Raw genomic sequence first — 13,511 nt, 5'->3', positions numbered from 1 at the left:
GCCAGCAGCATAAGGACGAACGCAGTGTCGCACATCGACAGCTTTAAATGCCGCAAAACCCTTACCGTAGGCGGTAAGGATTATGTTTATTACAGCCTGACCGAAGCCGAAAAGAATGGCCTCGAAGGCGTTTCCAAGCTTCCATTCTCCATGAAGGTTCTGCTTGAGAACCTGCTCCGCTTCGAGGACGACCGCTCCGTCAAGAAGTCGGACATCGAAGCTGTTGCCAAGTGGCTGAACGACCGTGGCTCCGCGGGCGCGGAAATCGCCTACCGTCCGGCGCGCGTTCTCATGCAGGACTTCACCGGCGTTCCTGCCGTCGTCGACCTTGCAGCAATGCGCGACGGCATCAAGGCGCTCGGCGGCGATCCTGAAAAGATCAACCCGCTCGTTCCCGTCGATCTCGTCATCGATCACTCGGTCATCGTCGATGAATTCGGCAATCCAAGCGCGTTCAAGGCCAATGTGGACCTCGAATACCAGCGCAATGGCGAACGCTACCGCTTCCTCAAGTGGGGCCAGCAGGCATTCCAGAACTTCCGCGTCGTTCCTCCGGGCACCGGCATCTGCCATCAGGTGAACCTCGAATATCTGGCGCAGGCCGTCTGGACCAAGGAAGAAGACGGCGAGACCGTCGCTTACCCAGACACCTGCGTCGGCACCGACAGCCACACCACCATGGTCAACGGCCTTGGCGTTCTGGGCTGGGGTGTTGGCGGCATCGAAGCTGAGGCGGCCATGCTCGGCCAGCCGGTTTCCATGCTCCTGCCGGAAGTCGTCGGCTTCCGCCTGACCGGCAAGATCAAGGAAGGCGTGACCGCGACCGACCTCGTGCTCACCGTCACGCAGATGCTGCGCAAGAAGGGCGTCGTCGGCAAGTTCGTCGAATTCTTCGGCGAAGGCCTCGAAAACATGACGCTGGCCGACCGTGCGACCATCGCGAACATGGGTCCGGAATATGGCGCGACCTGCGGCTTCTTCCCGGTTGACCGCGAAACGCTGAACTACATGAACACCACCGGCCGCGACGAGCATCGCATCGAACTGGTCGAAGCCTACTGCCGCGCGCAGGGCATGTGGCGTGAAAAAGGTGCAGCCGATCCGGTCTTCACCGACATTCTCGAACTCGACATGGGCGACGTCGTTCCGTCGATGGCCGGCCCGAAGCGTCCGGAAGGCCGCATCCCGCTGGAAAACATCGGTTCCGGTTTCGCGACCTCGCTCGAAAACGAGTACAAGAAGACCACCGGCCAGACCACGCGCTATGCCGTTGAAGGCGAAGACTACGACCTCGGCCATGGCGATGTCGTGATTGCCGCCATCACGTCCTGCACCAACACCTCGAACCCGAGCGTGCTGATCGCCGCTGGCCTTCTGGCCCGCAATGCGGTCGCCAAGGGCCTGAAGACCAAGCCATGGGTCAAGACCTCGCTTGCGCCCGGTTCGCAGGTTGTCGCCGCCTATCTCGAATCCGCTGGTCTCCAGAAGGATCTCGATGCGCTCGGCTTCAACCTCGTCGGCTTCGGCTGCACGACCTGCATCGGCAATTCCGGTCCGCTGCCTGCTCCGATCTCCAAGACGATCAACGAAAAGGGCCTGATCGCGGCTGCCGTCCTGTCCGGCAACCGTAACTTCGAAGGCCGCGTTTCGCCGGACGTTCAGGCGAACTATCTGGCTTCGCCGCCGCTCGTCGTCGCCCATGCTCTTGCCGGTACGGTCACCAAGGACCTGACCAAGGAGCCGCTCGGGGAAGACCAGAACGGCAACCCGGTATATCTCCGCGACATCTGGCCTTCCTCGCAGGAAATCCAGGAATTCATCGCCAAGAACGTCACCCGCAAGATTTTCTCGGAAAAGTACGCGGACGTGTTCAAGGGCGACGAAAACTGGCAGGCCGTTCAGGTGCCCGCTGGCCAGACCTATGCATGGGACGACAACTCGACCTATGTGCAGAACCCGCCTTACTTCGTCGGCATGGGCAAGTCGGCCGGCACGATCGGCGACGTCAAGGGCGCCCGCATTCTGGGCCTCTTCGGCGACAAGATCACGACCGACCACATTTCGCCTGCCGGTTCCATCAAGGCGCAGTCGCCTGCCGGCAAGTATCTGCTGGACCATGGCGTCGGCGTTGCCGACTTCAACCAGTACGGCACGCGTCGCGGCAACCATGAAGTGATGATGCGCGGCACTTTCGCAAACATCCGTATCCGCAACCACATGCTGGGCGAAAACGGACGCGAAGGCGGCTACACCATCCATTATCCGTCGAAGGAAGAAACCTCGATCTATGATGCTGCCATGCAGTACAAGGCCGAGGGCGTTCCGCTCGTCGTCTTCGCAGGCGTCGAATACGGCAACGGCTCCTCGCGTGACTGGGCTGCCAAGGGCACCAACCTGCTCGGCGTCAAGGCCGTGATCGCGCAGTCCTTCGAGCGTATCCACCGCTCCAACCTAGTGGGCATGGGCATTGTGCCTTTCGTCTTCGAGGAAGGCACCAGTTGGCAGACGCTTGGCCTCAAGGGTGATGAAATCGTCACCATCGAAGGTCTGGCCGATGTGCGCCCGCGCCAGAAGGTCGAAGCCTCCATCACCTATGCCGACGGCACGGTGAAGAAGGTTCCGCTCATCTGCCGCATCGATACGCTGGACGAGCTGGACTACATGAAGAACGGCGGCATCCTGCAGACCGTTCTGCGTGACCTGGCTGCCTGATCCACACGCACCTGAAATTCAGAAGCCGCCGGAGAAATCCGGCGGCTTCTTTATTTGGACTGAACCCGTCCCCGCACAATCTATTGGGAGCCAATTTTGAGAGGAGATTCGCAACCCTTTCGAATCTCACCGCAACGTGAATTCCTATTGATCGCAAGGCTTCTTACATAATAGATGTCAGCGACAATTATTGCAGGATGAAACGAAGTGATACTCCACGCCCCCTTCTACGGGACAGGTCCATGGCTTGCAGGCGAGCATCTGCCCGGCTGGCGTAGCATCTGTGCCGTTCTGGGGCTGGCGGTTACCGGCTGCATTTCCATGCAAGGCCCGGCGCGGGCGCAGGACAGCGACAAGAAGACGACCGTTCTGGAGCTTTATACCAGCCAGGGCTGCAAATCCTGCCCGCAGGCCGATCGCAACCTCGCCAGATATGCCGATGATCCCAATGTTCTGGCGCTGTCGTTTCACGTCAATTACTGGGATTACATGGGCTGGCGCGACACGCTTGCCAATCAGGAAAACACCGACCGGCAGAATGCCTATCGCAATTCCTTCAATGCGCGCATGATCTATACGCCGCAAGCCGTCATCAACGGTACTGCCGAAGTGAATGGCCGCGACAGCGAAGCCATCAAGACGCAGATCGCGGCAAACAAGCTGGATGTGCCGGTTTCGATCAAGCAGCTCGATGACGGGCGCCTGTCCATCGATATCGGCGCAGGCAAAAAGCCCGACGCGCCTGTGCATGTGGTCCTGTTCTATTTCCGCGATTCGGTGACGATCCCGATCACGGAGGGCGAAAATGCCGGGGAATCGATCACCTATCGCAATACGGTCAGCGATACCGATACGATCGGCATGTGGGACGGCAAGCCGTTGAAGATCGAGATTCCGGCGTCAGAACTGAAACGCAAGGATGTTTCGGGTTGCGCCGTCGTGTTGCAGGAGACCCGCAACGACAATTCGCTCGGCGCCATACATGGCGCAGCCATGTTCAAGCAGTCGAGGCCCGTGGGCCTTTAGAGTGGTTCCTGTTCCAACAGAATCGCCGGAACCGCTCTAACTTGTTCTATCGCATTATCCAGCGCATCGAGGCGGGGTAAGAAATCAGTCCAGTGAACTGATCCCCGCGTAGAGGTTTTACACTTTTGATGGAAATGCTCCAGGCAGCCGGTTCGCGCGGGCAGCAATGCGCGCTTCGGCGGTGTTTTCTTCCAGAAAGTTCAGCGGGAAAGCGTCTGTCCGGGCTTCGCAGAGCGGTCATCGAACCGGAGTGGAAACCGGTCTGGCAGCCAGGCCGGGAAAAGGTTGGTTCGGTCCGAGCAGTCCTTTGGGCGGGGGGCTTGGGGTCGGACTTGCCCGAACCGAACCGTCTCAGGCAACGTGTAGATGCTGAAGCCATAATCGGGCTGCAATGCGAAGCTGACAAGGCGAAAATGTGGCCAACAATCACCATTGCAAACACACATTCTCTTTTCGTGAATGACGGCTTCCCGCCGCTAATCCCTATTTATTGGGGCTTCTTTCGGCCCATGAGCGGCAGCAAAAACAGGCTCGCGGACGCGGCCCCTTGAAATTGCTTCACAAAAGCATCACCCTGTTGTCATGCGCCGGGTCCGGTTCGCTTCACCACCCTTGCTGAACACCGATCCCGGTTGCACGCAGTTTGTTCCTGAGCCTGTCCGGCTTCCGGGCGGCGCTCCGCAAAAGGCTGAAAGGAAGGAAATGGATACGTCAAGCGCAGCGAATGAGGATTCGTCGTCCCCTTCCCCCTCGTCTGCTTCGCCAAAGGTCGTTCCTCTCGACCGTGCGCGATCTGCTCCCGTCAGTTTCAACCGGCATGAACTCGGCAAAATCCTGAACATCTATGGCCGCATGGTCGCCTCCGGCACGTGGCGCGACTATGCCATCGACCATCTGAGCGACCGCGCCGTGTTCTCCATCTTTCGCCGTGCAAGCGAGATGCCGCTTTTCCGCATCGAGAAGAACCCGAAGCTCGCGCAGAAGCAGGGCGCCTATTCGGTCATCGCCGCAAGCGGGCTGATCATGAAGCGCGGCCACGAACTGGAGCGCGTGCTGCGGGTTTTCGACAAGAGCCTCAAGCTCGTCGAAAGCTGATCCTTCGAGACACCGTTTTCAACGGCCTCTCAGGATGAGGGAGGCGTAAGCGGCGGGGTTCCCGGTTCCGTTGAGCGACCGCCATTGAGCGGCAGTTGCATCAGCACCGTGTCGAGCCAGCGCCCATGTTTGAAGCCCGAACCCTCGATGCGCCCGCAATGGGCAAAGCCGAGGCTTTCATGCAGCCGGACCGAACCGATATTGTGTTCGCCGTCACCGATCACCGCCAGCAACTGACGGAAGCCCAAAGCGGAAATGCGCTCGATAAGCGCGCGCAGCAGCAGCTTGCCGATGCCCTTTCCCTTGGCATCCGGGGCGATATAGATCGAATCCTCCGCAAGCCAGCGATAGGCGGGCCTGACGCGGAAATGGCTGGCATAGGCATAGCCCAGAACCCGGTCATTTTCCTCGGCCACGAGGATCGGAAAGCCCTGCGCCACCAATGCCGCGAAACGCCTTGCCATTTCATCGGCGGTCGGCGGTTCGATCTCGTAGGAACCGGCGCCGGTCAGGACGGCTTCCGAATAGATCGCGGTGATTGTTTCGATATCGGCAGGCTGGAAATCACGAATGACGGGCATGTTGAAACCGCAGCAGCGTGGGAGACGGGTCCCTAACATGCATCAGAAATCGCCCGGAAAAAAGCAAAAAGGGCAGCGTTTCCGCTGCCCTTTTGTTCAAGCCTCTTCGGCTGATTATTCACGGTTGCCCATGAACTGCAGCAGGAAGGTGAACATGTTGATGAAGTCGAGATAGAGGCGCAGCGCGCCCATCACGACCTTGCGGCCATGCGCATCCGAAGAATCGCCTTCGTAGTACATTTCCTTGATCGACTGCGTGTCGTAGGCGGTGAGGCCTGCGAAGATCAGGACGCCGATCACCGAGATCGCGAACTGCAGCGCGGTGGAGCCGAGGAAGATGTTGACGACCGAAGCCAGGATCAGGCCGAACAGGCCCATGACCAGGAACGAGCCCATGGCGGACAGGTCGCGCTTGGTCGTGTAACCATAGAGCGACAGCGCGCCGAAGGAAGCAGCCGTCACGAAGAAGGTGCGAACGATGCTCTGGCCGGTGAAGACCAGGAAGATCGACGACAGCGACAGGCCGACGAGAGCTGCATAGCCCCAGAAGACGGCGTTAGCCGTGCCGACCGACATGCGTTCGATGCGGAAGCTCAGGAAGAACACTGCCGCGAGCGGCGCAAGCATCACGACCCAGCGAAGCGGGGACGTGTAGAGCGCCACACCGAGGCCGGTGAGCATCTTGCCGTTGGCGAGCTGGGCGACGGCTGCGGACGGGTCCGTGGTCGTTGCGAGCGCTGCAACGGCAAATGCGGCAAGGCCGGTAACGGCCAGGCCGATAGCCATCATGTTATAGACGCCGAGCATGTAGCTGCGCAGGCCCTGGTCGATGCCTGCATCGGCGCGAGCGCCGCCTACCGGCCTCTGCTGCGCCTGAATATTGCGAAAGTCAGCCATGACTTAAATCCTCTTGCCATGTCCCGTCCGGTGTCGGGGCGCTCATGAAGGCCGAGCCGCCGCCAGGCGCCGCTGGCGGGACCCCAGCATGCCTGCCTGACATTATGGGGATTTCGGCCTTCGCGTACAAGTACCACCTGTAAAAAAACGTGATGGGGCGACTTGAAAAGCCGACCGCATTATCCATGCGATCCAAGGGGTTACCTCATTGGAAGCTTCAGGATTACAAAAGCTTCATATCGTCCTCAGCACCTGTGCGGGCTTCTGCCCGAGGACGCGCCACGTGCCCGCGAGGCCGAAACCGACCGTCAGCACCAGCGCGATGGCCACGGTCATCAGCGCGACATCGGGCAGGAAACTCGCCTTCAGCTTCATGATTTCCACCACGACATACCATCCCGCCACGCTGCCAGCGACGAGCGCGAAGAGCGCCGTCGCCAGCCCCAGCAGCATATATTCAAGCACATAGGCCGTGATCAGCGTTCCCCGCGTCGCGCCGAGCGTCTTCAGCACCACCGCATCGTGGACGCGGGCGCGGTTACCGGCGGCAAGCGCCCCGCCCAGCACCAGAACCGAAGCCGCAAGCGCGATGGAAGCGGCGGCGCGGATGGCGGTTGCAAGCTGGCCGATCAGATCATTGGCAACATCAAGCGCATCGGTCACGCTCACCGTCGTGATGGCGGGCCATGTCCTTGTGACCTGACGCAGCACGTCAGGCGCAAGGTTCTTCTGGCTGTCGGGAATGGTGAGCGTCGCCAACCATGTCGCAGGCGCGCCGGCGAAGGTGTTGGGCGAAAACACCATGACGAAGTTCATCGCCAGCGTTTCCCACTGGACCTGACGGAAGCTTGCGATCCTTGCAGTTATGTTGCGGCCAAGCACATTGACCGTCACCGTGTCGCCGAGCTTCAGGCCGAGTTCCTTGCCTTCGCGCTCCGCGAAGGACACCAGCGGCTCGCCGCCATAGCCAGCGGGCCACCATTCGCCTTCCGTCAGCGTCGAGTTTTCGGGGACGCTATCGGAAAAGGTTATGCCGCGGTCGCCGCGTAGCACCCAGGCTGCTTCCGGCGGGATGGTCATGTCGCGCACATTGGTGCCGTTGAAGGCGACGATGCGGCCGCGCAGCATCGGCCCGGAAGTGAGCTTGCCATCCGGCACGATGCCGCTCACCAGTTTGGTGAAGTCGCCGATGTCGCGGTTCTGAATGTCGACGAAAAAGAAATCGGGCGCCTGCGCGGGAATGTTTTCCGTCACCTGACGGCGCAGATTGCCGTCGATCAGCGCGATTGCCACCATCAGCGTCAGGCCAAGGCCCAGCGAAAGCACCACAGAGGGCGTGAGCGCGCCCGGACGATGGATGTTGCCCACTGCGAGCCGCAGCGCCGTCGAGCGCACGCGCGGCACCCGGCGGGCAAGCCAGCGGATGCCGTCCGCGACAAGCCGGAGAACGCCGAAGGCAGCAATGGCCGAGACGATGAAGATCGCCGCGATGCGCCGGTCATAGGCGACGTAGAGCGCGAGCCCCGCAAGCGCTGCAATCAGCAGAACCGCAAGGGCGAGATAAAGCAGCGGCGGCAGGCCGCGCTGCTCAAACCCCTGTTCGCGGAAAAGCGCCGTCGCCGGAATATCGCGCGCGCGGCCAAGCGGAATGATCGCGAAGGCAAGCGTGGTGATGAGGCCGAAGATGGCGGCAAGCGCCAGCGCGCCGGGGAAGAAACCGCCGCCACCGGCGACCGGCAGGTAATTGGCAAGCGCCAGCGCCGCCGCATAGGGGATGATCGCCGCCAGCACCAGACCGATGGCGATGCCGATCAGGCCGATCACCATGATCTGCACCAGATAGACCAGCACGGCGAAACGCGCAGGCGCGCCCAGCGACTTGAAGGTGGCGATCACGCCGCGCTTGCCGTCGAGATAGGCGCGCACCGCATTCGCAACGCCGACGCCGCCGACGATCAGGGCCGTCAGGCCGACCAGCGTCAGGAATTGCGAGAAGCGCTCGATATTGGCGCTGAGCGCCGGAGCGGCATTGGCGCGGGAGCGGATGTTCCAGCCTGCATCGGGAAAATCGGCGGCAGCCTGCCGCCTGACTTCGGCGATGGCGGCATCGGGCGCGCCATCCGGCAACGCCACCTTGTAGATATGATCGACGAGGCTGCCCGGCTGGATAAGGCCGGAAGCGCGCAGGCCGTCCAGCGAGACCAGAAAGCGCGGCGCGAAATTGAAGCCGGAAGAAAGCAGGTCCGGTTCACTCTCGATCAGGCCGCGCAGTTCAAAGGTCTGCGAACCGAGCAGCACTTTCGCGCCAAGCGACAGGTCCATGCGATTGAGAAAGTCCTGGGTTACGGCAGCGCCATAGATGCCGTCCTTCTCGCCGGTCATATCGGCCAAAGATTGCTGCGGCTCGACCTTCAGTTCGCCGTAAAGCGGATAGGCGGCGTCGACCGCCTTTACTTCGACCAGCGACTGGTCGGAGCCATCCGGCATGCGCGCCATTGAGCGCATGGTAGCGCTTTCGGCAAGCCTGCCCTGCCTTTCGATGAAGGCGCGTTCTTCCGCCGTCGTTTCGCGCTGATTGAGCGCGAAGCTGACATCGCCGCCAAGAATGCTCTGGCCTTGCGCGGCAATGCCGGTGCTGACCGAACGCGCCACCGAATTGACGCCGCCGATGGCGGCAACCCCAAGCGCGATACAGGCGAGGAAAATATAGAAACCGGCAAGCCCACCGCGCATTTCACGGAGCGCGAAGCGGAGGGCGAGCAGGAATGACTGTGCCGCACTCATGCGCCAGCCGCCAGCGTTTCGGAAACGGTACCGCCCTGCGCGGGTTCCTCGATCCGGCCCGAGCGCACCGGAATTTCGATGTCGCAGCGCGCGGCCAGCGCCGGGTCATGCGTGACCAGCACCATGGTCAGGCCGTTCTCGCGCTGCTTGGCGAACAGGAGGTCGGCAATCTGACGCCCTGTCGTGGTGTCGAGATTGCCGGTTGGCTCATCCGCGATCAGTATCTTCGGGCTTGGCGCGAGGGCGCGCGCGATGGCGACGCGCTGCTGTTCGCCGCCGGAAAGCTCGGACGGATAATGGGTAAGGCGCTCGCCGAGGCCCACGGCGCGCAATTCCCGCTCCGCCACCTCGAACGCATCGCGGCGACCGGCAAGCTCCAGCGGCACGGCGACATTTTCGAGCGCGGTCATGTTGGGAATGAGGTGGAAGGACTGGAACACGATGCCGATATTGGCGCCACGGAAAGCGGCCGCCTGATCTTCGCTCATCCGGCTGATGGTCTCGCCCGCGATCTTCACAGTTCCGTTATCGACATGCTCCAGCCCAGCCAGAACCATCAGCAGCGTGGACTTGCCGGAACCGGACGGACCGACGATTCCGACTGACTGTCCTTGCGATATATGAAGGGAGACACCCTTCAGCACATGCACCAGCGAAGCGGCGTGACCAAGGGTCAGGTGAACGTTCTCAAGTTCGATAATCGGGCCAACAACCTGTTCCGTCACGCGGTTTTTATCCTATATGAGTCTTTGGAACCAAACAGCGCGTCACAAATTTGAACTTATGTTGCGCCAGTTATTGAAGAGAAGTCCGGCGGGCCATTTGCCCACAGCCCCTCAAATATGGGTTTTCGACGATGCGTTTCAAACTATCAATTCCGGCATGGCTCCCTATTTTTGCGGTAATGGCGTCTTTCATGGCGGCGGGCCCCATCGCGACGGCGCAGGCACAGGAAGAACCGACCGGCCTTGAAGACGCACTGCCCACCGAGCAGCTGTCGCAGATCAGGATCGTCGGCTTCGGCGACAGCCTGATGGCCGGCTATCTGCTGCCGTCCAATGCCGCCTTTCCGCAGCAGCTTGAAAAGGCGCTCAATGACAAGGGCGTCGAGGTTTCGATCGAGAATGCGGGCGTGTCGGGCGATACCACCACCGGCGGGCTTTCGCGCATCGACTGGTCGGTGCCCGATGGCACCGATCTCGTCATCCTCGAACTTGGCGCCAATGACGCGCTGCGCGGCATCGAGCCCGACATTACCGAAAAGAACCTTGATGAAATGCTGGCGCGCCTCAAGCAGCGCGGCATTTCGGTCATTCTTGCCGGCATGATGGCCCCGCCCAACATGGGCAAGGACTATGCCGCCCGGTTCAACCCGATCTATCCCAAGCTGGCACAGAAATATGGTGTGCCGCTCTACCCGTTTTTCCTCGACGGCGTAGCAACCAAAAAGGACCTTTTGCTCGAGGACGGAATGCACCCCAATGAGAAAGGCGTCGAAACGATGGTCTCCAATTTTATGCCCACTATCGAAAAGAGCCTGACGAACATGCAAAACAAGGGGACATCAGGAGGCTGAAGCCCGCCGGGAGCATAAACAGCTTGCCCCCGCTATGAAACTTTGATTCGCTTCGGGTGTATCGGCGAATATCGAATCAATTTCGATGGAACGATGCACTGACTCTCTAGGTTAGAGTGTCCTTTATGCATCCTTTGGATGCCCGGCGCTCTGACATGGAACGCTTCGAGGAGGATGCCTTATGCCGCGTCTTTTCACTGCCCTCGAAATCCCGCGCGACGCCGCGCTTTCGCTCTCGCTGCTGCGAGGCGGTCTCCCCGGCGCACGCTGGATTGATGTCGAAAACTACCACATAACGCTACGTTTTATCGGAGATGTGGAAGGCCACGTGGCCGACGAGGTTGCCAATGCGCTCGATCGCGTGCGGCGGCCCGAATTCATGCTCAACCTGTCGGGTGTCAATGCGTTCGGCTCCAAGAAGCCGCACAGCATCTATGCGGGTGTATCCCCCTCGCCTGAGCTTAACGCCTTGCAGGCTGAAATCGAAAGGATCTGCCAGCGGCTTCACATTCCCGCCGACCCGCGCAAGTTCACGCCGCATGTGACGCTGGCGCGGCTGAGAAACGCCCGCATCGACGATGTGGTGCGCTATCTTTCCTCACGCGGCAACTTCGCGACGCTGCCCTTCAAGGTGGGACGGTTCGTACTGATGTCGTCCCGCGATTCGGTCGGCGGCGGACCTTACATCGTGGAAGAAGCCTGGCCCCTGGTCGCCACGTCCTTCACGGGCCAGAACTGGTCGGCAAGCGCGATGGAAGCCGCCAGAACCATCCGGTAAACCTTCTCAAAATCCCCGGTCCCGCCATAATAGGGATCGGGGATTTCAACCGCCCGCCCTTCGGCGATCTCGGTGAAAAGCCCGATATGCGCGCTTGCATTCGCAGGCTGACGCCCGGCGATCATCCGCATATTATAACGGTCCATCCCGAGGATCAGGTCGAAACGGCTGAAATCACCTGCGATCAGCTGGCGGCAATGCTGCCCGGAAATATCGAGGCCATGCCGCGCCGCGACGCTGATGGAGCGCTCATCCGGCTCCTCGCCGGTATGGTAGCCATTGGTTCCGGCGGAATCGACCAGCACATGGCGGATGCCGCGCTTTTCCAGCACATGCCCCATCACGCCTTCGGCAAGCGGGGAACGGCAGATATTGCCAGCGCAAACAAATAAAATGCTGGCTGGGGCTTTTGCGGTTGCTGATACGGTCACGGAACTCTCGCGCTCATGATAAGTTTGTTCAGGAACCGCAACATAGGCGAAAGACGATGGCACGCAACCGGCTGACGGAAAACGAACTGAACGAAGCGCTCAAGGAGCTGGAGGGCTGGCAGAAGACCGATGGACGCGAGGCCATTTCCAAAAGCTTCAGGTTCAAGGATTTCAATGCCGCCTTCGGCTTCATGACGCGCGCGGCGCTTCACGCGGAAAAGCTCGACCATCATCCCGAATGGTTCAATGTCTATAACCGCGTCGATGTCACGCTTTCGACCCATAGCGAGAACGGCATTACCGAACTCGATATCAAGCTTGCGCGCAAAATGAATGCTATAGCCTGAATTTAGAGCTTTGAAATATAGACATATATTTTCCGGCGGTCATAGTTGAAGCTGCCATCGGCGTTGCGGCTGGAATAGGGAAGGACGCGGGTCAGGTTGGTGCGGTCCTGCCAGTTCTGCCCGAGCTTGCCGCCATGGACGCCGCGGATATAGACATCGCCGAGCGAGATGGCGGCGTGGAAAATATGCCCCGCCTGAACGTCATAAAAGCCGATGGCCTTGCCAAAGGGCAGCGCCGAATAGCCGTTCCATTGCTCGCCCGCCCTGAAATTCAGGATGGGTATCCAGTTCTGGCTGGACGTGCCGCGCAGGGTGTTGAGCGAGATTCCGGCGCCGAAGAGGAACCGCAGATAGACGGCGGCATCATAGCATCCGGCCTCGAACAGATCGATGGTGATGTAATCGTCCTCGCTTCCGGCGGCCAGCAGCTGGTTGCCGCGAAACAGCCGTGTTGAACGGTCGCTGCGGATGAAGTTTTCCCCATAGCCGGTCAAATGCATCAAACCCTCCATTCATTCCGCACCTGCTTCGTCGCGCGTCCAAAACGCTTCCGAAGCGATCCGGTCGAATCTGTATTTTGGGGATTTGACGGGGCCGTTGTAGCTGATGGTTCTGGCAGGATCGGACCGGGGCGAAATCGCCCGGACTTGCAAGGAAGGCACGAACTCCCCATTTTTAGCGCTGCAGTTGCATTCCTCGTGATGCCGGGCTGCAAAGAGCAATTTTTGCGCTCCGGTGCTCGAAAATCACTCTTTTCGCCACGGCCTGACGATTTTTCAACTGTAGCGTTAACCGGTCATGGCCCGTGTCAACGCAATCGGGACGACAGGAGTTGAACGAGAATGGATGACGTCAGAATCGGTGAAATCCTCGAACCGGGCAGCGAGAGCGAATTCAAGAAGCGCAGCGACCGGGTGAAGAACGGATTCTGGAAGGCCGCGCGCCGCGCCGGTCGCATGGTGCCGTTCATGGACGAGGTGGTTGCAGCCTATTACTGCGCGCTCGACCAGAAGACGCCGACCCGCGTGCGCATGACGCTGATGGCGGCGCTCGCCTATTTCGTCCTGCCCTTCGACGCCATTCCCGATCTTCTGGCCGGTATCGGCTTCACGGACGACGTTGCTGTGCTGATGGCGGCGCTGACCGCCGTTCGCGCCCATATCACGCCCGCGCACCGGCTGGCTGCGAAGCAGGCGTTGGAAGATGAGGCAGTAGGGCAGTAGGGCAGTAGGGCAGTAGGGCAGTAGGGCAGTAGGGCAGTAGGGCAGTAGGGCAGTAGGGCAG

Annotated in this window: 13 protein-coding genes; 7 read left to right on the top strand and 6 right to left on the bottom strand. The window is 60.5% G+C overall.

Features of this window, described 5'->3' with window-relative positions; translation table 11 throughout:
- The first annotated feature begins 24 nt into the window (after positions 1–24).
- From acnA to JNC63_RS06435, 3 genes are all read left to right on the top strand, one after another.
- Positions 25–2,712, top strand: coding sequence for an aconitate hydratase AcnA (gene acnA / locus JNC63_RS06445; protein WP_006465822.1), 2,688 nt, complete (start codon positions 25–27; stop codon positions 2,710–2,712).
- A gap of 291 nt (positions 2,713–3,003) precedes the next feature.
- Positions 3,004–3,738: a DUF1223 domain-containing protein gene (locus JNC63_RS06440; protein WP_025089819.1), complete on the top strand. Its 735-nt coding sequence runs from the start codon at positions 3,004–3,006 to the stop codon at positions 3,736–3,738.
- Positions 3,739–4,440: 702 nt separating this feature from the next.
- Positions 4,441–4,833: a DUF2794 domain-containing protein gene (locus JNC63_RS06435; RefSeq protein ID WP_025089820.1), complete on the top strand. Its 393-nt coding sequence runs from the start codon at positions 4,441–4,443 to the stop codon at positions 4,831–4,833.
- A gap of 29 nt (positions 4,834–4,862) precedes the next feature.
- On the opposite strand, the gene JNC63_RS06430 is transcribed toward JNC63_RS06435, so the two are convergent.
- The 4 genes from JNC63_RS06430 to JNC63_RS06415 all read right to left on the bottom strand — a co-directional run bounded on the left by JNC63_RS06430 (position 4,863) and on the right by JNC63_RS06415 (position 9,820).
- Positions 4,863–5,414: a GNAT family N-acetyltransferase gene (locus tag JNC63_RS06430; RefSeq protein WP_063619925.1), complete on the bottom strand. Its 552-nt coding sequence runs from the start codon at positions 5,412–5,414 to the stop codon at positions 4,863–4,865.
- Positions 5,415–5,528: 114 nt separating this feature from the next.
- On the bottom strand, positions 5,529–6,311 hold the full coding sequence (locus JNC63_RS06425; RefSeq protein WP_063619924.1) for a Bax inhibitor-1/YccA family protein: 783 nt from the start codon (positions 6,309–6,311) through the stop codon (positions 5,529–5,531).
- Between the two features lie 234 nt (positions 6,312–6,545).
- Positions 6,546–9,095: an ABC transporter permease gene (locus JNC63_RS06420; protein WP_063619923.1), complete on the bottom strand. Its 2,550-nt coding sequence runs from the start codon at positions 9,093–9,095 to the stop codon at positions 6,546–6,548.
- Positions 9,092–9,820: an ABC transporter ATP-binding protein gene (locus JNC63_RS06415; protein WP_063619922.1), complete on the bottom strand. Its 729-nt coding sequence runs from the start codon at positions 9,818–9,820 to the stop codon at positions 9,092–9,094. The genes JNC63_RS06420 and JNC63_RS06415 overlap by 4 nt, the downstream gene beginning before the upstream one ends.
- A gap of 131 nt (positions 9,821–9,951) precedes the next feature.
- Between JNC63_RS06415 and JNC63_RS06410 the strand changes: the two genes are divergently transcribed.
- Positions 9,952–10,671, top strand: coding sequence for an arylesterase (locus JNC63_RS06410; RefSeq protein WP_006465813.1), 720 nt, complete (start codon positions 9,952–9,954; stop codon positions 10,669–10,671).
- 181 nt (positions 10,672–10,852) lie between these two features.
- Positions 10,853–11,449: an RNA 2',3'-cyclic phosphodiesterase gene (gene thpR / locus JNC63_RS06405; RefSeq protein ID WP_006465812.1), complete on the top strand. Its 597-nt coding sequence runs from the start codon at positions 10,853–10,855 to the stop codon at positions 11,447–11,449.
- Here thpR and JNC63_RS06400 read toward each other — a convergent pair.
- The gene (locus tag JNC63_RS06400; protein WP_100651982.1) at positions 11,353–11,880 is read right to left on the bottom strand and encodes a low molecular weight protein-tyrosine-phosphatase; all 528 of its coding nucleotides are present in this window, start codon (positions 11,878–11,880) and stop codon (positions 11,353–11,355) included. The genes thpR and JNC63_RS06400 overlap by 97 nt on opposite strands.
- A gap of 56 nt (positions 11,881–11,936) precedes the next feature.
- Here JNC63_RS06400 and JNC63_RS06395 point away from each other — a divergent pair, with 56 nt between their 5' ends.
- Positions 11,937–12,227: a 4a-hydroxytetrahydrobiopterin dehydratase gene (locus JNC63_RS06395; protein WP_063619921.1), complete on the top strand. Its 291-nt coding sequence runs from the start codon at positions 11,937–11,939 to the stop codon at positions 12,225–12,227.
- A 2-nt stretch (positions 12,228–12,229) separates the two neighbouring features.
- Here JNC63_RS06395 and JNC63_RS06390 read toward each other — a convergent pair whose 3' ends face one another.
- The gene (locus JNC63_RS06390; protein WP_245670639.1) at positions 12,230–12,727 is read right to left on the bottom strand and encodes a hypothetical protein; all 498 of its coding nucleotides are present in this window, start codon (positions 12,725–12,727) and stop codon (positions 12,230–12,232) included.
- Between the two features lie 342 nt (positions 12,728–13,069).
- Here JNC63_RS06390 and JNC63_RS06385 point away from each other — a divergent pair, with 342 nt between their 5' ends.
- Complete coding sequence (locus tag JNC63_RS06385) at positions 13,070–13,450, top strand: YkvA family protein (protein ID WP_025089826.1); 381 nt, start codon at positions 13,070–13,072, stop codon at positions 13,448–13,450.
- The last annotated feature ends 61 nt before the right edge of the window (positions 13,451–13,511 follow it).

It is taken from the genome of Brucella ciceri (assembly GCF_041930145.1).
In the GTDB taxonomy this organism is placed as follows: Bacteria; Pseudomonadota; Alphaproteobacteria; order Rhizobiales; family Rhizobiaceae; genus Brucella; species Brucella intermedia.
Note: the sequence above shows the minus strand (reverse complement) of the source record. Positions and strands in the feature narration are given on the sequence as shown.